The sequence below is a fragment of the Mycobacterium paraffinicum genome, assembly GCF_025822865.1.
Lineage (GTDB): Bacteria > Actinomycetota > Actinomycetes > Mycobacteriales > Mycobacteriaceae > Mycobacterium > Mycobacterium paraffinicum.
In genome coordinates this window covers 119,684-140,502 of record NZ_JACKUR010000016.1, presented here as the reverse complement: position 1 = coordinate 140,502, position 20,819 = coordinate 119,684, and the positions used below count along the sequence as shown (strand labels likewise).

The window sequence follows — 20,819 nt, the reverse complement described above, 5'->3', positions numbered from 1 at the left end:
GCCCGCTGGAGCCGCGAGCGGGCTAATTTCGGCCCAATCCGTGCCCCTTTGGCGGGCAAACCACCGATTGCCTGGCGAAAGCGCCGCTCAAATCCCCAATTCAGCGACAAATGCCCTTACCCTGTCACGCGTGACCAGTCAACCGAATGACGGACATTGGCAGCGGCCCGGCGAATCCCCGGAGCCAACCCCGGGACGCCCCGCGACGGCGCGTGTGGTTGACCCCGAAGATGATTTGACGCCCGTCGGTTACCCCGGCGACTTCAACCCCTCCACCGGAACCACCACCGTCATCCCCTACATGGGCGACCACGCCGGCGTGGGCAGCTCCAGGGCGACGGGTTACAACGTGCTCGAACAGCAGGAACCCCTGCCCTACGTCCAGCCGCAGTCCGCCCGGCACGCGGCCGCCGAGCCCGCCGAGATCGACGGGGACGAACACCACGACCGGCTGCACGACGTCGGTCGGCGCGGCACGCAGCATCTGGGTTTGCTGATACTGCGGGTCGGCCTCGGAGTCGTGCTGGCCGCCCACGGGTTGCAGAAGCTGTTCGGCTGGTGGGGCGGCTCCGGGGTGGGCGGGTTCAAGAACTCGCTGTCCGACGTCGGCTACCAGCACGCCGACATCCTCGCCTACGTCAGCGCGGGCGGTGAGCTCGTCGCCGGTGTGCTGTTGGTGCTGGGGCTGTTCACCCCCCTGGCCGCGGCCGGTGCGCTGGCCTTCCTGATCAACGGCCTGCTGGCCACCATCACGGCGCGCCCGCATCCGCACACCTTCACGTACTTCCTGCCGGACGGCCACGAATACCAGATCACCCTCATCGTCCTGGCCGTCGCGGTCATCCTGTGCGGGCCCGGCCGTTACGGGCTCGACGCGCGGCGGGGCTGGGCCCATCGCCCGTTCATCGGCTCGTTCGTCGCGCTGCTGGTGGGCATCGCCGCAGGCATCGCGGTGTGGGTGCTGCTCAACGGGGTCAACCCGATCGCCTGACCCCTTACTGATAAGGGTTGGGCACGCGCCCGGAGCTGGCCTCGGTCAGCTGGGGCAGGGTCGCGAACGTCACCGCGGGCAACCGCAAATCCGCGCCGCTCTTGAGGTGCGCGCGTGCCCAGGAGCCCCGATGGAAGCGCAGCCCGTCGATGTCATCCCACCGCACCGTCTGGCTGCCCAGCAGCGTGCGGACCGTCACGCCTCGGTCGTCGGCGACGGTACGCAGCCGGACGATCATCGCCGACAGCAGCACGGGGATCACCAGCAGCGGCACGGACAGCGGCCACAGCATCACCGGTATCAGCAACCCCAGGGTCAAGAATCCGACGGCCAGGTGCGCGATGGGGGAGAGCTTGATCACCACGGGCGTGGAGGAAGACGAACCGGTAGCCACTCGACCATCATTTCACCCGGCAACGGGCACCGGATCTCCGCGCGAGCCGGCCGGAGCGGATTTGACGGCTGAGCTGTGCGAAGGCTACCGTCGGACGTTATGGATACCGCCGGACAGCCCGGGATGCTCGTAGTAATTAGTCGGCGCGTTGGTGCCTGACTAGCCTCTTCGGCATTTGAAGCTATCCAGACCAACGCGCAACCCTCGTGCAGCAGATGAGCTGTCGGGGGTTTTTTGTTGCTCCCAGCGAAACTCCCAGACTGAATAAGGACGAAAGACAGTGAGCGCACCCACCAGGCAGCACGCCACACAGCCACAGCGTGCCGCCGACGTCGCCTCCGACGCGGCGGAAACCCCTGCCGCCGCCCCCACCAAAAAGCCGAAACGTGTTGGGCCCGAGAAACTTACCGGTGCCCAGTCGGTGATCCGATCGCTGGAGGAGCTCGGCGTCGAGGTCATCTTCGGGATTCCCGGTGGCGCCGTGTTGCCGGTTTACGACCCGCTGTTCGACTCGAAAAAGCTTCGCCACGTGCTGGTTCGCCACGAGCAGGGCGCCGGCCACGCCGCCAGCGGCTACGCGCACGCCACCGGCAAGGTCGGCGTCATGATGGCCACGTCGGGCCCCGGCGCCACCAATCTCGTCACGCCGCTGGCAGACGCCCAAATGGACTCGGTGCCCGTCGTCGCGATCACCGGCCAGGTCGGTCGCACCCTGATCGGCACCGACGCCTTCCAGGAAGCCGACATCTCGGGCATCACGCAGCCGATCACCAAGCACAACTTCCTGGTCCGCTCGGGCGACGAGATCCCCCAGGTGATGGCCGAGGCCTTCCACATCGCCGCCTCGGGCCGTCCCGGCGCGGTGCTCGTCGACATCCCCAAAGACGTGCTGCAGGGGCAGTGCACCTTCAGCTGGCCGCCGCGCATGGACCTGCCGGGCTACAAGCCGAACACCAAGCCACACAACCGTCAGATCCGCGAGGCCGCCAAGCTCATCGCGGACGCCCGCAAGCCCGTGCTCTACGTCGGCGGTGGCGTCATCCGCGGCGAGGCGACTGAGCAGCTGCGCGAGCTGGCCGAGCTCACCGGGATCCCGGTGGTCACCACGCTGATGGCACGCGGCGCGTTCCCCGACAGCCATCGCCAGCACATGGGCATGCCCGGCATGCACGGCAGCGTCGCCGCGGTGGCGGCCCTGCAGCGCAGCGAGCTGCTGATCGCCCTGGGTACCCGCTTCGACGACCGGGTGACCGGGAAGCTCGACACCTTCGCGCCGGAGGCCAAGGTCATTCACGCCGACATCGACCCGGCCGAGATCGGCAAGAACCGCCATGCCGACGTGCCGATCGTCGGCGACGTCAAGGCCGTTATCGCCGACCTGATCGGGATGCTGCGCCACTATGACATTCCGGGCAACATCGACATGACCGAGTGGTGGGCCTACCTGGACAGCGTTCAGTCCACCTATCCGCTGAGCTACGACCCGCAGAGCGACGGCAGTCTCGGTCCGGAATACGTCATCGAGAAGCTGGGTCAGATCGCCGGCCCGGACGCGGTGTACGTCGCCGGGGTGGGTCAGCACCAGATGTGGGCGGCGCAGTTCATCTCGTACGAGAACCCGCGCACCTGGATCAACTCCGGCGGGCTGGGCACCATGGGGTTCGCCATCCCGGCGGCCATGGGGGCCAAGATGGCCCGCCCGGAGGCCGAGGTGTGGGCCATCGACGGCGACGGCTGCTTCCAGATGACCAATCAGGAGCTGGCCACCTGCGCGATCGAAGGCGTGCCCATCAAGGTGGCGCTGATCAACAACGGCAACCTGGGCATGGTGCGCCAGTGGCAGACGCTGTTCTACGAGGAGCGGTATTCGCAGACGGACCTGGCCACGCATTCGCACCGCATCCCGGACTTCGTGAAGCTGGCGGAGGCGTTGGGTTGTGTCGGATTGCGTTGCGAGCGTGAAGAAGACGTCGAAGACGTGATCAACGCGGCCCGGGCGATCACCGACCGTCCCGTGGTGATCGACTTCATCGTCGGCGCGGACGCGCAGGTGTGGCCGATGGTGGCCGCCGGCACCAGCAACGACGAGATCCAGGCCGCCCGCGGCATCCGCCCGCTGTTCGACGACGAGAGCGAAGGGCACGCCTGATGCACACGCACACGCTGTCGGTGTTGGTGGAGGACAAACCCGGTGTGCTCGCGCGCGTGGCGGCGCTGTTCTCCCGGCGCGGTTTCAACATCGAGTCGCTGGCCGTCGGCGCCACCGAGCAAAAGGACATGTCGCGCATGACGATTGTGGTCAGCGCCGAGGAGACCCCGCTCGAGCAGATCACCAAACAGCTCAACAAGCTGATCAACGTCATCAAGATCGTCGAGCTCGACGAGGATGCCGCGGTATCGCGCGAGCTGGCGCTGATCAAGGTGCGCGCCGACGCGGGCACCCGCAGTCAGGTGATCGAAGCGGTGAACCTGTTCCGCGCCAAGGTGATTGACGTATCGACTGAGGCGCTGACCATCGAGGCGACCGGTGATCGCGGCAAGATCGAGGCGCTGCTGCGGGTACTGGAACCGTTCGGTATACGCGAGATAGTCCAATCGGGAGTGGTGTCGTTGTCCCGCGGTCCGCGCGGCATCGCCACGGCCAAGTAACACACAAGGAGATATTGAAACAGTGGCACTAGAAATGTTCTACGACGACGACGCAGACCTGTCGATCATCCAGGGCCGCAAGGTCGGTGTGATCGGGTACGGCAGCCAAGGGCACGCGCACTCGCTGAGCCTGCGCGACTCCGGTGTGCAAGTGCGCGTCGGGCTGAAGGAGGGTTCGAAGTCGCGGGCCAAGGTCTCCGAGCAGGGCCTGGACGTCGACACCCCCGCCGAGGTGGCCAAGTGGGCCGACGTCATCATGCTGTTGGCGCCCGACACCGCGCAGGCGGACATCTTCACCAACGACATCGAGCCCAACCTCAAACCCGGTGACGCGCTGTTCTTCGGGCACGGCCTCAACATCCACTTCGGTCTGATCAAGCCGCCCGCCGACGTGACCGTCGCGATGGTCGCCCCGAAGGGACCCGGCCACCTGGTGCGCCGCCAGTTCGTCGACGGAAAGGGCGTGCCGTGCCTGATCGCGGTCGACCAGGACCCGACCGGCAACGGCGAGGCGCTGGCGCTGTCCTACGCCAAGGCCATCGGCGGCACCCGCGCCGGTGTCATCAAGACCACCTTCAAGGACGAGACCGAAACCGACCTGTTCGGTGAGCAGGCCGTGTTGTGCGGCGGCACAGAGGAATTGGTGAAGACCGGTTTCGACGTCATGGTGGAGGCCGGCTACCCGCCGGAGATGGCCTACTTCGAGGTGCTGCACGAGCTGAAACTGATCGTCGACCTGATGTACGAGGGCGGCATCGCCCGGATGAACTACTCGGTGTCCGACACCGCCGAGTTCGGCGGGTACCTGTCGGGGCCGCGGGTCATCGACGCCGGCACCAAGGAGCGGATGCGAGAGATCTTGCGCGACATCCAGGACGGCACCTTCACCAAGAAGCTGGTGGCCAACGTCGAGGGCGGCAACAAGCAACTCGAGCAGCTGCGCAAGGAGAACGCCGAGCACCCCATCGAGGTGACCGGCAAGAAGCTGCGCGACCTGATGAGCTGGGTCGACCGGCCCATCACCGAGACGGCGTAGCCGCGAGCGTCACGCCGGAGTGGCGTTCGGCCACCGCGGTCACTCTGGCGTGACGCTGGGCGCCGCCAGCCGCCCGGCGACTGCCACCACGCGCCGAGCCAGGTGATCCAGGGCGTTCTCGGTGGCCTCGTCGCATTCGTTGATGTTGTCGTGCGTGGAGACCAGGCTGACCCCATACGGATTGCCGTCGACGAACTTCAGCGGGTCGGTGTATCCCGGCGGGACGATGATGCCGCCGAAATGCATCAGCGTGATGTAGAGCGACAGCAGCGTGGTCTCCTGACCGCCGTGCACGGTGTTGGAAGAAGTGAACGCCGCGTACACCTTGTCCGCGAGTTTGCCCTCGGCCCACAGCCCGCCCAGCGAGTCCAGGAAATTGCGCAATTGCGCAGCGGGAGAGCCGAAGCGGGTCGGCGAACCGAAGATCACCGCATCGGCCCAGACAATGTCCTCACCGGTCGCGGCCGGAAGATCCTTCGTCGCTTGGTAATTCGCCGTCCAGGCCGGGTTCTGGGCAAACGACTCGGGGTCGCGGGTTTCGGCGACGTGACGCAGGCGGACTTCGGCGCCCGCCGACTCGGCCGCGGCGGCCACGCGTTGCGCCATCGCGGTGCCATGACCGGTGGCCGAGTAGTAGATGATCGCGAGTTTGGTCACGAGCGCATCCTAGGACCGCGATGACGCGCTCCCCAAGCGCGTGTCGGCGCAGGTGACGGCAGTGGTGAGCCCGTCGATGGCCGTCGAAGGCAGCCGTTAGGCTGGCCGGGTGAATCTGCCTGTTGTATTGATCGCCGACAAACTCGCCCAATCGACTGTCGCCGCCCTGGGAGACCAGGTCGAGGTGCGCTGGGTAGACGGGCCGGACCGGGAGAAGCTGCTGGCCGCGGTGGGCGAGGCCGACGCGCTGCTGGTGCGCTCGGCCACCACCGTCGACGCCGAGGTGCTGGCCGCCGCGCCCAAGCTGAAGATCGTCGCCCGCGCCGGGGTCGGGCTGGACAACGTCGACGTGGCCGCCGCGACCGAGCGCGGCGTGCTGGTGGTCAACGCCCCCACCTCCAATATCCACAGCGCCGCCGAGCACGCGTTGGCGCTGCTCTTGGCCGCCGCCCGGCAGCTCCCGGCGGCCGACGCCTCGCTGCGCGAGCACGCCTGGAAGCGGTCGTCGTTCAACGGCACCGAGATTTTCGGCAAGACGGTCGGGGTGGTTGGGCTGGGCCGGATCGGGCAGTTGGTCGCCCAACGGTTGACGGCCTTCGGCACCCACCTCATCGCCTACGACCCGTACGTCTCGCCGGCCCGGGCCGCTCAGCTGGGCATCGAACTGCTGCCCCTCGACGACCTCCTCGGCCGCGCCGACTTCATCTCGGTGCACCTGCCGAAGACGCCCGAGACGGCGGGCCTGATCGGTAAGGAAGCGCTGGCGAAGACCAAGCCGGGCGTCATCATCGTCAACGCCGCCCGCGGCGGCCTGGTGGACGAGGCCGCGCTGGCCGAAGCGGTCAGCAGCGGACACGTCCGCGCGGCCGGTATCGACGTCTTCGCCAAGGAGCCGTGCACCGACAGCCCGCTGTTCGAGCTGCCGCAGGTGGTGGTCACGCCGCACCTGGGCGCGTCCACCTCCGAGGCGCAGGACCGGGCGGGCACCGACGTCGCCGAAAGCGTGAAGCTCGCGCTGGCCGGTGAATTCGTCCCCGATGCCGTCAACGTCGGCGGCGGCGTGGTCAACGAAGAAGTGGCGCCCTGGCTGGACCTGGTGCGCAAGCTCGGGGTGCTGGCCGCCTCGCTGTCGGACGGGCCGCCGGTGTCGGTGTCGGTGCAGGTGCGCGGCGAGCTGGCCTCCGAAGACGTTGAGGTGCTGAAGCTTTCGGCTCTGCGCGGTCTGTTCTCCGCGGTGGTCGAGGGGCCGGTCACGTTCGTCAACGCACCGGCGCTGGCCGAAGAGCGCGGGGTCACCGCCGAACTCGCCACGGCCTCGGAGAGCCCGAACCACCGCAGCGTCGTCGACGTGCGCGCAGTGGCCCCCGACGGCACCGCCGTCAACGTCGCCGGAACCCTGTCCGGGCCGCAGCTGGTGGAGAAGATCGTGCAGATCAACGGGCGCAACTTCGACCTGCGGGCGCGGGGCACCAACCTGGTGATCAACTACATCGACCAGCCCGGGGCGCTGGGCAAGATCGGCACTCTGCTCGGCTCGGCGGGCGTGAACATCCAAGCCGCGCAGCTTTCCGAGGATGCCGAGGGGCCGGGCGCGACGATCCTGCTGCGGCTCGACCGCGACGTGCCGAGCGAGGTGCGGTCGGCGATCGGCACGGCGGTGGGCGCCAACAAGCTTGAGGTGGTTGATCTGTCGTGAAGTGCGCCGGCGACGACGCAGTGGGGGCACCGCCCGCTTGCGGGGGACGAAGCGATGAGGAGCGGCGCTCATGAAACTCGCTGTTATCGGCGGCGACGGTATCGGACCGGAAGTGACAGCCGAGGCGCTCAAAGTCCTTGACGCGGTGTTGCCCGGTGTCGAGAAGACCGATTACGACCTGGGCGCCCGGCGTTTTCACGCCAGCGGTGAGTTGCTGCCGGAATCGGTGCTCGCCGAGCTGCGCCAGCACGACGCCATTCTGCTCGGGGCGATCGGCGATCCGTCGGTGCCCAGCGGTGTGCTGGAGCGGGGTCTGTTGCTGCGCCTGCGTTTTGAGCTGGATCATCACGTCAACCTGCGGCCGGGTCGGCTGTATCCCGGCGTGAGCAGCCCGCTCGCCGGAAATCCCCACATCGATTTCGTGGTGGTGCGCGAGGGGACCGAGGGGCCCTACACCGGCACCGGCGGCGCGATTCGCACCGGCACGCCGCACGAGGTGGCGACCGAGGTGAGCCTGAACACCGCCTTCGGCGTGCGCCGTGTGGTGTCCGACGCCTTCGAACGTGCCCAGCGCCGTCGCAAGCACCTGACGCTGGTGCACAAGACCAACGTGCTGACCTTCGCCGGGAAGCTGTGGTCGCGGATCGTGGCCGAGGTCGGGGCGGACTACCCCGACGTCGAGGTCGCCTACCAACACGTTGACGCCGCCACCATCTTCATGGTCACCGAACCCGGTCGCTTCGACGTGATCGTCACCGACAACCTGTTCGGTGACATCATCACCGACTTGGCGGCGGCGGTGTGCGGTGGAATTGGCTTGGCCGCCAGCGGAAATATCGACGCCACCCGGACCAACCCGTCGATGTTCGAGCCAGTGCACGGCAGCGCGCCGGACATCGCCGGTCAGGGCATCGCCGACCCGACCGCGGCGATCATGTCGGTGGCGTTGCTGCTCGCCCATATCGGCGAGGACGATGCGGCTAGACGGGTGGATCGGGCTGTCGAGGCCTACCTGGCAACGCGTGGGAGCGAACGGCTCGCCACCACCGAAGTCGGCGAACGGATTGCCGCCGGGCTGTAGTTTCTAACCCGGGCGGGAGCAACCGCGTCGGCACCAACGGCGCCGCGGCCACCGGAAACAGTCCGCACAGTATCCACGCGTTCGGATATTTCGCGGCGGTGATCAACGCACCGAACAGCGGCGGCGCGGCCGCCGCCAGCACCCGCTGGGTGGTGTTCTGAATGCCGAGGGCGCGTCCGCTCCAGAACGGCCCGGCGAATTCGGTGATCGCCGTGGCCTCCAAACCGTTGTCCAGCACGGCGATCACCGAAATGGCGACCATCAGGGGCGCCTGCCAACTCGNATTCAGGAAGTCAGCCCAGGCCAGAAGGAAGAGGGTGACGGCGGCGGCGCCCGCGATGATGCGGACCGGTCGCATGCGCGAGCCGATGCGGTCGGACCAGCGGCCCACCATGACGCGGCCGATTGCACCCAGCAGCTGCGAAAGGGTCACCAGACTGCCGGCGGCCGCGACCGACCAGTGCAGATTCTTGATCAGCCAGACCAGCATGAACGTGACGGTCACCGTCTGCGGGACCATCATCAGGCCCGCCACCGTGTGAATTCGCCACAGCACCAAGGACCCTCGGTACGGGCTGGCCAGTTCGGAATCGGTGGCCTTCTCCCGGGGCTTGCGCGGCGGATCGATGATGCCGACCGCACTCGCTACCGCCCCGAACGCGCACGCCAAGGCCGTGAATCTGAGCCCCGCAGCCGGCCCGTGTTCGGCCAGCTCGGGAATTACCAGCGCTCCCAAGGCGATTCCAAGGGGTTGCGCGGTTTGGCGGAAGCCCATGGCCAGGCCGCGTTGGTGCGGCGGGAACCACGCCGACACCAGCCGCCCGCCGGCGGTATTGCAACTGGCCGCGGCCATGCCGCCGAGGAACAAATAGACGGCGATCAACACCATCGAATGCGCCGACGCCGCGGCGTAGGCCGCCACCGCGGTGAGCGCCGAACCCGCGGCCATCACCATCCGCTCGCCCACGCGGTCGAGCACGTAGCCCCACAACACCAGTGTCACCACCATGCCCCAGCTCGGCATGGAGGACAGCAGACCGGCTTCGTCGAGCGGGATTCCGCGCGCCGTCTGTAGCGAGGGAATCAGGAACGCGACGCCGTTGATGAAGAGGAAGGAACTCGCCGTGGCCACCAGCGATACGACCATGATGGACCAGCGCCCGCGCGCGCCCAGCTCACGCGTCGTGGCCGTCCCCGTTTGCATCCTTAATGCTTGCATAGCCTGGTAAACGCGCTGGTGAGATTGGTCGCTTCGGATGCGATGCCCGGCCATGCGGCGCGCAGGCGCCCATCAGTAGGCTCATCGAAATGCGCCTTGGTCGAATCGCCAGCCCGGACGGTGTCGCCTTCGTCAGCATCGAGGGCGAACTCGCCGATCCCGCCGCCATGATCGCCCGCGAGATCGCCGAGCATCCCTTTGGCACGCCGAACTTCACCGGCCGGTCGTGGCCGTTGGCCGATGTGCGGCTGCTGGCTCCGATACTGGCCAGCAAGGTGGTCTGCATCGGGAAGAACTACGCCGATCACATCGCCGAGATGACCGAGCTCACCGGGCCCGCGGCGCCGGATCCCATCATCTTCCTCAAGCCCAACACGGCCATCGTCGGTCCGAACGTGCCGATCCGGTTGCCCGCCAACGCATCACCCGTGCATTTCGAGGGCGAACTGGCCGCGGTCATCGGGCGGCCCTGCAAGGACGTCTCGGCTGCCGAGGCTGCCGACAGCATCCTGGGCTACACCATCGGGAACGACGTGTCGGCCCGCGACCAACAGAAAGCCGACGGCCAGTGGACCCGGGCCAAGGGGCACGACACCTTCTGCCCGGTGGGTCCGTGGATCGTCACCGATGTCGATCCGGCCGATCTCGAAATCCGAACCGAGGTCAACGGCGAGGTGAAGCAAAACAGCCGTACCTCGTTGATGATCCATGACGTCGGCGCCATCATCGAGTGGATCTCGGCCGTGATGACGCTGCTGCCCGGCGACCTCATCCTCACCGGAACGCCGGCCGGGGTCGGTCCGATCGAGGACGGCGACACCGTCTCCATCACCATCGAGGGCATCGGTACCCTTACCAATCCCGTGGTCCGTAAGGGAAAGTCGTGACTACCGAAACGAAAGTGCGCGTCAGGTTCTGCCCGTCGCCCACCGGCACCCCGCACGTCGGAATGGTCCGCACCGCACTGTTCAACTGGGCCTACGCGCGGCACACGGGTGGCACCTTCGTCTTCCGCATCGAGGACACCGACGCCGAACGTGACAGCGAGGAAAGTTATCTGGCGCTGCTCGACGCGCTGCGCTGGCTGGGCCTCGACTGGGATGAGGGGCCCGAGGTCGGCGGGCCCTACGGCCCATACCGGCAGTCGCAGCGCAAAGAGATCTACCGCGACGTGGTGGCCAAGCTGCTGGAAGCGGGCGAGGCCTACTACGCCTTCTCGACACCGGAAGAGGTTGATGCTCGCCACATCGCGGCGGGCCGCAACCCCAAACTGGGGTACGACAATTTCGACCGGCAGCTGACGGATGCCCAGCGCGCCGCGTTCCTGGCGGAGGGCCGCAACCCGGTGGTGCGGCTGCGCATGCCCGACGAAGACCTCGGCTGGCACGATCTCGTGCGCGGACCCACCAATTTCGCCGCGGGCACCGTGCCGGACTTCGCGTTGACCCGCGCCAACGGAGATCCGTTGTACACCTTGGTCAACCCGTGCGACGACGCGCTGATGAAAATCACCCACGTGCTGCGGGGCGAGGACCTACTGCCCTCGACGCCGCGCCAGCTCGCGCTTTACCAGTCGCTGATCCGGATCGGCGTCGCCGATCGCGTCCCGGAGTTCGCGCACCTGCCAACGGTATTGGGGGAGGGGACCAAGAAACTCTCCAAGCGCGACCCGCAGTCGAATCTGTTCGCCCACCGCGACCGGGGCTTCATCCCCGAGGGGCTGCTGAATTATCTCGCGTTGCTCGGCTGGGCGATCGCCGACGATCATGACCTGTTCAGTCTCGACGAAATGGTCGCCGCGTTCGACGTCGTCGACGTCAATTCCAATCCGGCCCGCTTCGATCAGAAGAAGGCCGACGCGCTCAACGGTGAGCACATCCGCATGCTTAAGCCGGCGGATTTCGCGGGCCGTCTGCGCGACTACTTCGACGTTCACGGACATCGCACCGGATTGGACCCCGCGGCCTTTGCCACCGCCGCCGAGCTGGTCCAGACACGCATCGTCGTCCTCGCCGACGCGTGGGAACTGCTCAGGTTCCTCAACGACGACGAATACGCCATCGACCCCAAGGCCGCCGCCAAGGAGCTCGGTCCGGACGCGGCCGCGGTGCTGGACGCCGCGCTGGCGGCGCTGGACGGCGTGACGGACTGGACCACGGCGCATATCGAGGGCGCCCTCAAGGGCGCGCTCATCGAAAGCCTGGGCCTCAAACCACGCAAGGCGTTCGGTCCGATCAGGGTGGCCGCCACGGGAACGACGGTCAGCCCGCCATTGTTCGAATCGCTGGAGCTGCTCGGCCGTGACCGCAGCCTGCAGCGGCTCGGCGCCGCACGCGAAACGGTCGCCGGATAGGCGACCACCTCGCATGCGGATTGTGCCGGGAGTCTTTGGTAGTCTGCACTGCGGCTCACAAAGGCCGACAACGGTTGGCAGCAGCGATCTTCCGAGCAGCTCGATACGGCTCCAAATGACCGCTGACCAGCGGTTTTAGGCAGCCAATGGGGTATGGTGTAATTGGCAACACAGCTGATTCTGGTTCAGCCATTCTAGGTTCGAGTCCTGGTACCCCAGCAAAATCTCGCCACCTCAAGCGATTAGGTGGGCCTCTGAGTGTGAGCTATGCTGACTCTCCGGATCGTGTCCGGCCCCGTCGTCTAGCGGCCTAGGACGCCGCCCTCTCACGGCGGTAGCGTGGGTTCGAATCCCATCGGGGCTACAAAAAATTATTGGCCAGTGCCCAGCACTGCCGGTGCCGTGGATCCACCCACCGGCATGGCCGGCAGGCCCAGTTTGCGGTGATCCCACGAGCGGGCGCGTTGGGCGACGATGCGCACGCAGACGCGCTTGTTCATCATCTGCTCGACGAACGGTTTCATCTCTTCCGTGTAGGGCCCGGTGTAACGCTCGAACACGCTGACCCCAACCCGGTGCGAGACGTCGGGGTCGTCGACGATCTCGGCGACGCCCTCGAAGGACGCTCCACGCAAGGTGTCATAGGTGTCGCCGTCCTCGATCAGGAAGCTCACCCGGGGATCGCGTTTGAGGTTGACCGCCTTCTGCGACTTGGCCTTGGTCTCCAGCCAGATTTCGCCGTCCACGACGGCGTACCACATTGCGGTCAGGTGCGGCTGGCCGTCGGGGCCGATGGTAGCCAGCGTCCCGGTGCGGCTCTTGACGACGAAGTCGGCGATTTCGTCCTCGGACATGACGATGCTCGCGCGCTGATTGGTTCCCATGGCGGTCAGTCTGTCAGGCCGTATGCGGACGCGTGTGCGCTGGTGGCAGAGAAAGCGTCCCGTGACGTTCAGAGCCGGCGGGTGAGCGCTTCGGCCGCGGACAGTAGATCGGCGGCCCAGCGCGCGCCGGGGCGCCGGCCGATGCGGTCGACGGGTCCCGACACCGAGATGGCGGCGATGACGGCTCCGCGGTTGTCGCGCACGGGAACCGACACGCTCGCCACCCCGGGCTCGCGCTCGGCCACGCTTTGTGCCCAGCCGCGACGCCGCACTTCGGCCAGGGTGCGCTCGGTGAATTTCGCTGTCGGTAGCACCGCTTTTTGCGTCGCCGCGTCGCTGTGGGCAAGCAGCACCTTGGCGCCCGAGCCCGCCGTCATCGGCAATCGCGCCCCGACCGGGACCGTATCGCGAAGGCCTGCAGCGGGTTCCAGGGCGGCCACACAGACCCGTTCGGTGCCCTCGCGGCGGTACAGCTGCACGCTTTCCCCGGTGGTCTCGCGTAACAGGGGGAGCACCCCCGCACTGGCGGCCAGCAGCGGATCGTTGACATGGGCGGCGAGCTCGGTGACGGCCGGACCGAGTCCCCAGCGCCCTTCGTCGTCGCGGGCGAGCAGACGATGGATCTCCAGCGCTGCGGCCAGCCGATACGCGGTGGCCCTGGGCAATCCGGTTCGTTCGCACAGTTCGGCCAATCCGCACGGGGATTGGGCGATGGTGTGCAGGACATCCACGGCTTTGTCGAGGACGCCGATGCCGCTATGCTGTCTCACAAGGAGATACTAGCGTCTCGTATTCTGAGATCACAGCCCATGGTCGATCGGCGAGCCGCAGATGAGGGAATCGAGGCGAATTTTCAGATGGGATCCGGCAAGCCGCGCACCCTGGCCGAAAAGGTCTGGGCCGACCACGTTGTGGATAAAGGGAGCGATGACGCACCCGACCTGATCTACATCGATCTGCATCTGGTGCACGAGGTCACCAGCCCGCAGGCCTTCGACGGGCTGCGACTGGCCGGCCGGCCGGTGCGACGGCCCGATCTGACGCTGGCCACCGAGGATCACAACGTGCCCACCGTCGACATCGACAAGCCGATCGCCGATTCGGTGTCGCGCACCCAGGTCGAGACGTTGCGCCGCAACTGCGCCGAATTCGGCATTCGTCTTTATCCGATGGGCAATATCGAGCAGGGCATCGTGCATGTCGTCGGGCCGCAATTGGGTCTGACCCAACCGGGAATGACGGTTGTCTGTGGTGATAGTCACACGTCGACGCACGGCGCATTCGGCGCACTGGCAATGGGCATTGGCACCTCGGAGGTCGAGCACGTGCTCGCCACCCAGACTTTGCCGCTGCGGCCGTTCAAAACGATGGCGGTCAATGTCGACGGCGAATTGCCCGCCGGTGTGGCGGCCAAGGACATCATTCTCGCCTTGATCGCCAAGATCGGCACCGGCGGCGGGCAGGGGCACGTCATCGAATACCGCGGCAGCGCCATCGAATCGCTTTCGATGGAAGGCCGGATGACGATCTGCAACATGAGCATCGAGGCCGGTGCCCGAGCGGGCATGGTGGCCCCGGACGCCACCACCTTTGAATTCCTGCGCGATAAGCCGCACGCGCCGCAGGGGGCGCAATGGGACGCGGCGATGCGCTACTGGCGGGAGTTACACACCGACCCCGGTGCCGTCTTCGACACCGAGGTGCACCTCGACGCAACATCGTTGAGCCCGTTCGTGACGTGGGGAACCAATCCTGGGCAGGGTGTGCCGCTGGCCGCGTCCGTGCCCGACCCGGAGCTGATGACCGGCGACGACGAGCGGCAGGCCGCCGAGAAAGCCTTGGCTTACATGGACCTTCGGCCGGGCACGCCGATGCGCGGTATCGCGGTCGACACGGTCTTCGTGGGCTCTTGTACCAACGGTCGCATCGAAGACCTGCGGATGGTCGCCGACGTGCTGCGCGGCCGCAAGCTGGCGCCCGGGGTGCGGATGCTCGTCGTGCCCGGCTCCATGCGAGTACGCGCGCAGGCCGAAGCCGAAGGGCTGGGCGAGGTTTTCACCGCAGCGGGCGCCGAATGGCGACAGGCGGGCTGCTCGATGTGCCTGGGAATGAACCCCGACCAGCTGGCGCCGGGGGAGCGGTGCGCGGCGACGTCCAACCGCAACTTCGAAGGGCGCCAGGGGAAAGGCGGCCGCACGCATCTGGTGTCACCGGCCGTGGCCGCCGCGACAGCGGTTCGCGGCACATTGTCTGCCCCGGCCGATTTGAACTGACCCGATCGAGAAGAAGAGATGAGCATGGAAGCATTTCACTCCCACACCGGTATCGGTGTGCCGTTGCGGCGGTCCAATGTCGACACCGATCAGATCATTCCGGCGGTGTATTTGAAGCGGGTCACCCGAACCGGTTTCGAGGACGGGTTGTTCGCCAGCTGGCGCTCGGATCCCTCATTCGTCCTCAACCTCAGCCCCTTTGACCGTGGGACAGTCCTGGTAGCCGGCCCCGATTTCGGGACGGGCTCGTCGCGCGAGCACGCGGTGTGGGCGCTCATGGACTACGGGTTCCGGGTGGTCATCTCGTCTCGATTCGGTGACATCTTCCGGGGCAACGCCGGCAAGGCGGGTCTCTTGGCGGCCGAAGTTTCTCAGGACGGCGTGGAACTCCTTTGGAAGCTCATCGAGCAGAGTCCGGGACTGGAAATCACTGCCAATCTTCAAGATCGAAATATCACCGCGGGAACGACGGTGTTGCCGTTCAAGATTGACGACCACACCGCCTGGCGATTGCTTGAAGGCCTCGACGATATAGCCCTTACGCTGCGGAAACTCGACAAAATCGAATCTTACGAGACCACCTATCCGCAGTGGAAACCGCGCACTCTGCCCGCCTCCTGAACGGTCGGGAACGCCGGAATTTCTTCTCGCTCACCTAACTAAACCTGGACGATTTCCAAGTCCCGCCACCGGTCAAGGGCGGCAACCGGATTGCGAAACCCCGGATTGTCCGACCCTGAAATTGCGCGTGGCTCTTGGAAATTTGCTGGGTGAGGGTTTACCGTGTGCACTAGTCGGTTCAAACAGAGGACCACTAGCGTCGGAGGGATTGGATGAATAAGGCAGAGCTCATAGATGTGCTCACTCAAAAATTGAACACCGACCGTCGGCAGGCAACCGCCGCCGTCGAGAACGTCGTCGACACCATTGTGCGTGCCGTGCACAAGGGCGACAGCGTCACCATTACCGGGTTCGGTGTTTTCGAGCAACGGCGCCGCGCGGCCCGGGTTGCCCGCAACCCGCGTACCGGCGAGACGGTGAAGGTAAAGCCGACCTCCGTACCGGCGTTCCGTCCCGGTGCTCAGTTCAAAGCGGTTGTCTCTGGCGCACAGCGTCTCCCGTCGGAAGGACCTGCAGTGAAGCGTGGTGTAGTGGCAAGCGGCGCGGCCAAGAAGACCGCCGCCAAGAAGGCTCCCGCCAAGAAGGCCGCGGCGAAGAAGGCCCCCGCCAAGAAGGCCGCGGCGAAGAAGGCCCCCGCCAAGAAGGCTCCGGCCAAGAAGACCGTGGCGAAGAAGGCTCCGGCCAAGAAGACCGTGGCGAAGAAGGCTCCGGCCAAGAAGACCGTGGCGAAGAAGGTCGTGGCGAAGAAGGCTCCGGCCAAGAAGGCCGCGACCAAGGCTCCGGCCAAGAAGGCCGCGGCAAAGAAGGCTCCGGCCAAGAAGGCCACCGCGCGTCGCGGTCGCCGGTAAGGCAGTAGCCGAGTTCTCAACGCGAATACCCTTCGGGTCGCAGCGGTGCGCCCGAAGGGTATTCGCGTGTCAGGCTCGCACGTTGGCGGCCAGCGCCCCGCCGATGTGGTCGGCCGCCACCAGCCGGCCACCTGATAGTGAGAGAACCCAGGTGCTGCCCTTGTGGTTGCGTGACTTGTCGGGACGTATCCCGTCCCGTTCGCACCACCAGGCGATCAAGTCCGGAATCACCTTGCCCTGAGTGCAAATGACCGGTGTGCCCTCCTGCTCGGCGATCTCGAGCATTCGGTGCCGGCCGCGTTTGGGGCTCTTGCCGTAGGCCTCCTCGGTGAGGGTCGGCTCGTTGTGCACCGTCACGCCCAGTTCCTCGGCCAGCGGTTCCACTGTCTGGTGGCAGCGGAGGCGGTCGGCCGCGTACACGTCGGTGGCGCCGAAGGCCAGCAGCTGCGGAACCAGCGCCTCGGCCTGCGCGCGTCCCCGTTTGTCCAGCGGTCGTTGGGTGTCGTCGCCCTTGAACCGTGATTTCCGTCCGGCCGTGCCATGCCGGACCACCACCACCGAACGCGTGTCGGCGGGGTGTTTCATGAAGTGGCGCAACATCTTTCGGTCATGCGAATAGCTGAGCTTCTTCAGCGCCTCGGGCATCGGCAGCCACACCAGTTCGTCGACCTCGTTGCCGGGGATGAAGTCCCCGCCGGTGCTGCGCGCCGCCCAGTAGTAGACCTTCTTGACGCCCGCCTCGATCGGGTAACTCACCATGTCGAGCCGCCGGCCCAGGACCGCGTGCTGCCCCGTCTCCTCGCACACTTCCCGCACCGCGGCGACGGGCGCCGTCTCGCCCGGGTCCACCTTCCCCTTCGGCAGCGACCAGTCGTCGTAGCGGGGGCGGTGGATCACCGCGAGCTCGAGGCCGGGGTTGGAGGAATCGGTCGGCCGCCACAAGACCGCGCCGGCGGCATACACGACCCGGCTTCCCGGACGCCGAGCGGTGGACGAGCTCTTGGTCGGCAACTCAACTCCTGCAGGTCAATTCGGTCGGGACCGCGCACACGTTTGCGGTGCGGCCGGAGAACAACCGTAAATCACCACGCAGGGGCTACGGACTGCGGTGTCGCTCCATCAACGACACTTGGTGATCGCGCACGGTGTGGCCGTCCTGCGGTGACGCGATCCACTGTCCGTCGGCCCCCAGCTCCCAGCACCGGGTGGACGGGTCCAGGGCGGACTCGAACAGGTCGTCCAGGTATGAGGTCAGCCGGGGATCCTTCACCTGAACCAGCGCCTCGACGCGCCGGTCGAGGTTGCGGTGCATCATGTCCGCGCTGCCGATCCAGAACTCGTTGATGCGATTGAAATGCATGATGCGGGAATGCTCCAGGAAGCGACCGAGAATCGAACGGACCGTGATGTTCTCCGAGAACCCTTCGGCGCCGGGGCGCAGCGCGCAGATGCCGCGCACCACCACCTCCACCCGCACGTCCGCCATCGACGCACGGTACAGCGCGTCGATGACCTGCTCGTCGACGAGCGCATTCATCTTGAGCCGGATCCGCCCGCCGCCGTGCTCGCGGTGGGCGGCGATCTCGCGCTCGACGCGTTCGATGATGCCGGTGCGAATGCTGTGCGGGGCGACCAGAAGGTTGCGGTAGGAGACCTTGCGCGAGTAGCCGGTCAGCGAATTGAACAGGTCCGTCAGGTCGGCCCCGATCTCGGGAGACGCGGTCAGCAGACCGACGTCCTCGTACAGTCGCGCCGTCTTTCCGTTGTAGTTGCCGGTTCCGATGTGGCAGTAGCGCCGGATCGTCGAACCCTCGCGGCGGACCACCAGGCAGGTCTTGCAATGCGTCTTGAGTCCGACGTACCCGTAGACGACGTGCACGCCCGCCTGCTCCAGCTCGCGCGCCCAGCGGATGTTGGCCTGCTCGTCGAAGCGCGCCTTGATCTCCACGAGCGCCACCACTTGCTTGCCGGCCTCGGCGGCGTTGATGAGCGCCCGAACGATCGGCGAGTCACCGGATGTGCGGTACAGCGTCTGTTTGATCGCCAGCACATTGGGGTCGGCGGCGGCCTGCTCGATGAATCGCTGCACGCTGGTGGAGAACGACTCGTACGGATGATGCAGCAGCACATCGCCTTCGCGCAGCGTGGCGAAGATGCTCCTGGGCGTCTCGCGGTCGACGAAGGCGGGGCTGGTGGCGGGGACGAAGGCCGGGTCCTTGAGCGCCGGCCGGTCGAGGCTGTAGACCTGCCACAACGACGACAGATCGAGCAGGCCGGGCACCTCGATGACGTCACCCGGGTTCACGTCGAGTTCGCGCAGCAGCAGTTCCAGCATGCTCTCGGTCATGTCGTTGGCGACCTCTAGTCGCACCGGCGATCCGAACCGCCTGCGTGCCAGTTCCCGTTCCAGCGCCTGCAGCAGGTCTTCGTCACGGTCCTCTTCGACCTCGTAGTCCGCGTTGCGGGTGATACGGAAAGCGTGATGCTGGACGATCTCCATGCCGGGGAACAGCACCGGCAGGAAGGCCGCGATCAGCTCTTCCATTGGCAGGTAGCGAATTATGGTGGGGCCTTCGCCGTCATCCGTATCGCGTGCGCCCAGCTCCACGAAGCGATTCACGTTGTTGGGCACCTTGACTCGCGCGAAGTGCTGGCCGCCGTCCTCGGGCTGGCGCACCATGACCGCCAGGTTCAGGCTCAGCCCGCTGACGAACGGGAAGGGGTGAGCGGGGTCGACGGCGAGCGGCGTGAGAACGGGAAAGACTTGTTCGTGGAAATAGGTGGACAGTTCGTCGCGCTCACCCTGATCCAAATCGGCCCACGTGACTATATGTATGCCTTCCCCGGCGAGCGCCGGTCGCACCGAATCGAGGAACACCCGCGCGTGCCGGGTGGCGATCCGCTGCGTCTGTTCACCGATCAGGGCCAGTTGCTCGCGCGGCGTCAGGCCGTCGGCGGAGCGCACCGACAGGCCCATCTCGTCGCGACGCTTGAGGCCGGCGACCCGGACCATGTAGAACTCGTCGAGGTTGGAGGCGAAGATGGCCAGGAACTTGGCCCGCTCCAACAATGGCAACGAGTTGTCCGCGGCCAGCGCCAGCACGCGGGCGTTGAAGTCCAGCCAGCTCAGCTCCCGGTTGAGATAGCGGTCCTCCGGCAGGTCCGTCAGGGCGGCGGGCGTCGCGGCGGGCGGCGCTGCCACGGCCGAGTCGCCTTGATGCCACAAGTTCTCTTCGGGGCGCGCCTCAGCTTCGATTTCGGTCACCCTGCGATCATTGCTCATCACTCGCCGATGCTGCTAGCGCTCGACGGACATCCATTCGCCGTTGGGCCGACGTTCACCGCGTGGACAGGTACGCCGCGTCGACGGTTGAGTCACTGCTGGGCGAGGGCGCGGGCGGTCGCCGCGCCCACCCCCAGCCGGCGCGCGGTGGCGAGGTCGTCGGGAGTGTCGACGTCACAGCGCAGGCCCGGCCACGCACTGGTCAGCTCGATCGCACCCGAACGTCGGTGTCGCGCCGAGGAATCGGAACCGAACTGCGGATCGAGCGGGGCGCCGAAGGCGAAGAGGGCGGCGGTTCCCGTCGCCAGCCGGTCGGCGACGAAGCTGCGCCGATGATGACGCGCGGCGGTGATCGCCTCGGCTAGCTCCTGCGTCTGAAGTGCGGGCAAATCCCCCTGTAGCACAACGACATTCGGGAAAAAACCGCCCACCGCCCGTTCGGCCGTGGCGATGGCGTTGTTGAGCGGGTCGCCGTGCCCCTCGGGCGTCGGGTCGGCGAGCACCTCGGCGCCCAGCTCGGTCGCCGCGGCGGCCGCGGCCTCGTCGGGCGTGATGACGGTGATCGAGCCCAACGAACCGACGCGGCCCGCGGCGGTCAGGGTGTCGATCAACATGGCCAGCACCACGTTCTCCCGGGTGCGTGCCGAGAACACCGGGGCCAGCCTCGTCTTGGCCGCGGCCAACCGCTTGACGGCGACGATCAGGGCGACGTCTCTACCCGTTTCGTCGACTCGTGTGCCGCTCATGAGATCTCATCCTGCCAGCGACCGCTGAAGGCGGACGCGCTAGCTCGCGTGATGGCCGCTGATCTAGGGTGTAGCGGCTGCAACACGC

19 protein-coding genes and 2 tRNA genes are annotated in these 20,819 nt (G+C 66.7%); 13 read left to right on the top strand and 8 right to left on the bottom strand.

Annotated features, from left to right (window positions below; translation table 11 throughout):
- The first annotated feature begins 130 nt into the window (after positions 1-130).
- On the top strand, positions 131-991 hold the full coding sequence (locus H7J89_RS05860; protein ID WP_264037374.1) for a DoxX family protein: 861 nt from the start codon (positions 131-133) through the stop codon (positions 989-991).
- Positions 992-995: 4 nt separating this feature from the next.
- Here H7J89_RS05860 and H7J89_RS05855 read toward each other — a convergent pair whose 3' ends face one another.
- Positions 996-1,355 carry a PH domain-containing protein gene (locus tag H7J89_RS05855; RefSeq protein WP_264040098.1) on the bottom strand — a complete coding sequence of 120 codons (360 nt, stop codon included), beginning with the start codon at positions 1,353-1,355 and terminating at the stop codon, positions 996-998.
- 310 nt (positions 1,356-1,665) lie between these two features.
- Here H7J89_RS05855 and H7J89_RS05850 point away from each other — a divergent pair, with 310 nt between their 5' ends.
- Genes H7J89_RS05850 through ilvC form a run of 3 tightly spaced genes read left to right on the top strand, consistent with a single transcriptional unit; the run spans position 1,666 to position 5,070 of the window.
- Positions 1,666-3,534 carry an acetolactate synthase large subunit gene (locus H7J89_RS05850; RefSeq protein WP_264037372.1) on the top strand — a complete coding sequence of 623 codons (1,869 nt, stop codon included), beginning with the start codon at positions 1,666-1,668 and terminating at the stop codon, positions 3,532-3,534.
- Positions 3,534-4,034, top strand: coding sequence for an acetolactate synthase small subunit (gene ilvN / locus H7J89_RS05845; protein WP_264037370.1), 501 nt, complete (start codon positions 3,534-3,536; stop codon positions 4,032-4,034). Before H7J89_RS05850 ends, ilvN begins: the two co-directional genes overlap by 1 nt.
- A gap of 34 nt (positions 4,035-4,068) precedes the next feature.
- A complete protein-coding gene (gene ilvC, locus H7J89_RS05840) occupies positions 4,069-5,070 on the top strand; it encodes a ketol-acid reductoisomerase (protein ID WP_264040091.1) in 1,002 nt (333 codons plus the stop codon).
- Positions 5,071-5,109: 39 nt separating this feature from the next.
- Here ilvC and wrbA read toward each other — a convergent pair whose 3' ends face one another.
- On the bottom strand, positions 5,110-5,727 hold the full coding sequence (gene wrbA, locus H7J89_RS05835; RefSeq protein WP_264037368.1) for an NAD(P)H:quinone oxidoreductase: 618 nt from the start codon (positions 5,725-5,727) through the stop codon (positions 5,110-5,112).
- A gap of 109 nt (positions 5,728-5,836) precedes the next feature.
- On the opposite strand from wrbA, the gene serA reads away from it, so the two are divergent.
- Together serA and H7J89_RS05825 are read left to right on the top strand one after the other, a co-directional pair.
- A complete protein-coding gene (gene serA, locus H7J89_RS05830) occupies positions 5,837-7,423 on the top strand; it encodes a phosphoglycerate dehydrogenase (RefSeq protein WP_264037366.1) in 1,587 nt (528 codons plus the stop codon).
- A 70-nt stretch (positions 7,424-7,493) separates the two neighbouring features.
- The gene (locus tag H7J89_RS05825; RefSeq protein ID WP_264037363.1) at positions 7,494-8,504 is read left to right on the top strand and encodes a 3-isopropylmalate dehydrogenase; all 1,011 of its coding nucleotides are present in this window, start codon (positions 7,494-7,496) and stop codon (positions 8,502-8,504) included.
- Here H7J89_RS05825 and H7J89_RS05820 read toward each other — a convergent pair.
- Positions 8,404-9,708, bottom strand: a complete 1,305-nt coding sequence (locus tag H7J89_RS05820; RefSeq protein ID WP_372513724.1) for an MFS transporter — start codon at positions 9,706-9,708, stop codon at positions 8,404-8,406. The two genes, H7J89_RS05825 and H7J89_RS05820, sit on opposite strands and share 101 nt — an antisense overlap.
- 104 nt (positions 9,709-9,812) lie before the next feature.
- Between H7J89_RS05820 and H7J89_RS05815 the strand changes: the two genes are divergently transcribed.
- The 4 genes from H7J89_RS05815 (at position 9,813) to H7J89_RS05800 (ending at position 12,440) form a co-directional block, all read left to right on the top strand.
- Positions 9,813-10,610, top strand: a complete 798-nt coding sequence (locus H7J89_RS05815; protein WP_264037358.1) for a fumarylacetoacetate hydrolase family protein — start codon at positions 9,813-9,815, stop codon at positions 10,608-10,610.
- Positions 10,607-12,076 (top strand): glutamate--tRNA ligase, encoded by a 1,470-nt coding sequence (gene gltX / locus H7J89_RS05810; RefSeq protein ID WP_264037355.1) that lies wholly within the window; start codon positions 10,607-10,609, stop codon positions 12,074-12,076. Before H7J89_RS05815 ends, gltX begins: the two co-directional genes overlap by 4 nt.
- Before the next feature lie 147 nt (positions 12,077-12,223).
- Positions 12,224-12,295 (top strand) — tRNA-Gln (locus H7J89_RS05805).
- Between the two features lie 72 nt (positions 12,296-12,367).
- Positions 12,368-12,440: transfer RNA gene (locus H7J89_RS05800), tRNA-Glu, on the top strand.
- A gap of 7 nt (positions 12,441-12,447) precedes the next feature.
- On the opposite strand, the gene H7J89_RS05795 is transcribed toward H7J89_RS05800, so the two are convergent.
- Positions 12,448-12,960, bottom strand: a complete 513-nt coding sequence (locus H7J89_RS05795) for a PPOX class F420-dependent oxidoreductase (RefSeq protein ID WP_264037353.1) — start codon at positions 12,958-12,960, stop codon at positions 12,448-12,450.
- Between the two features lie 68 nt (positions 12,961-13,028).
- Positions 13,029-13,730, bottom strand: a complete 702-nt coding sequence (locus H7J89_RS05790; protein WP_264037351.1) for an IclR family transcriptional regulator — start codon at positions 13,728-13,730, stop codon at positions 13,029-13,031.
- Between the two features lie 87 nt (positions 13,731-13,817).
- On the opposite strand from H7J89_RS05790, the gene leuC reads away from it, so the two are divergent.
- From leuC to H7J89_RS05775, 3 genes are all read left to right on the top strand, one after another.
- Complete coding sequence (gene leuC, locus H7J89_RS05785; protein WP_264040084.1) at positions 13,818-15,233, top strand: 3-isopropylmalate dehydratase large subunit; 1,416 nt, start codon at positions 13,818-13,820, stop codon at positions 15,231-15,233.
- 24 nt (positions 15,234-15,257) lie between these two features.
- Positions 15,258-15,854, top strand: coding sequence for a 3-isopropylmalate dehydratase small subunit (leuD, locus tag H7J89_RS05780; protein ID WP_264040076.1), 597 nt, complete (start codon positions 15,258-15,260; stop codon positions 15,852-15,854).
- A gap of 212 nt (positions 15,855-16,066) precedes the next feature.
- A complete protein-coding gene (locus H7J89_RS05775; RefSeq protein ID WP_264037348.1) occupies positions 16,067-16,702 on the top strand; it encodes an HU family DNA-binding protein in 636 nt (211 codons plus the stop codon).
- A 69-nt stretch (positions 16,703-16,771) separates the two neighbouring features.
- Here the strand turns inward: H7J89_RS05775 and mutT1 are convergent, their stop codons facing one another.
- The 3 genes from mutT1 to cofC all read right to left on the bottom strand — a co-directional run bounded on the left by mutT1 (position 16,772) and on the right by cofC (position 20,731).
- The gene (gene mutT1, locus H7J89_RS05770; RefSeq protein WP_264037346.1) at positions 16,772-17,713 is read right to left on the bottom strand and encodes an 8-oxo-(d)GTP phosphatase MutT1; all 942 of its coding nucleotides are present in this window, start codon (positions 17,711-17,713) and stop codon (positions 16,772-16,774) included.
- 85 nt (positions 17,714-17,798) lie between these two features.
- Complete coding sequence (locus tag H7J89_RS05765; protein WP_264037342.1) at positions 17,799-19,988, bottom strand: RNA degradosome polyphosphate kinase; 2,190 nt, start codon at positions 19,986-19,988, stop codon at positions 17,799-17,801.
- 89 nt (positions 19,989-20,077) lie between these two features.
- On the bottom strand, positions 20,078-20,731 hold the full coding sequence (gene cofC / locus H7J89_RS05760; RefSeq protein ID WP_264037340.1) for a 2-phospho-L-lactate guanylyltransferase: 654 nt from the start codon (positions 20,729-20,731) through the stop codon (positions 20,078-20,080).
- Positions 20,732-20,819 lie beyond the last annotated feature (88 nt).

What these genes read in the sequence shown, in the direction of transcription:
- ilvN (WP_264037370.1), top strand. Translation starts at nt 3,534, where the DNA reads ATGCACACGCACACGCTGTCGGTGTTGGTGGAGGACAAACCCGGTGTG.
- ilvC (WP_264040091.1), top strand. Translation starts at nt 4,069, where the DNA reads ATGTTCTACGACGACGACGCAGACCTGTCGATCATCCAGGGCCGCAAG.
- H7J89_RS05825 (WP_264037363.1), top strand. Translation starts at nt 7,494, where the DNA reads ATGAAACTCGCTGTTATCGGCGGCGACGGTATCGGACCGGAAGTGACA.
- H7J89_RS05815 (WP_264037358.1), top strand. Translation starts at nt 9,813, where the DNA reads ATGCGCCTTGGTCGAATCGCCAGCCCGGACGGTGTCGCCTTCGTCAGC.
- H7J89_RS05795 (WP_264037353.1), bottom strand. Translation starts at nt 12,960, where the DNA reads ATGGGAACCAATCAGCGCGCGAGCATCGTCATGTCCGAGGACGAAATC.
- leuC (WP_264040084.1), top strand. Translation starts at nt 13,818, where the DNA reads ATGGGATCCGGCAAGCCGCGCACCCTGGCCGAAAAGGTCTGGGCCGAC.
- leuD (WP_264040076.1), top strand. Translation starts at nt 15,258, where the DNA reads ATGGAAGCATTTCACTCCCACACCGGTATCGGTGTGCCGTTGCGGCGG.
- H7J89_RS05775 (WP_264037348.1), top strand. Translation starts at nt 16,067, where the DNA reads ATGAATAAGGCAGAGCTCATAGATGTGCTCACTCAAAAATTGAACACC.
- cofC (WP_264037340.1), bottom strand. Translation starts at nt 20,731, where the DNA reads ATGAGCGGCACACGAGTCGACGAAACGGGTAGAGACGTCGCCCTGATC.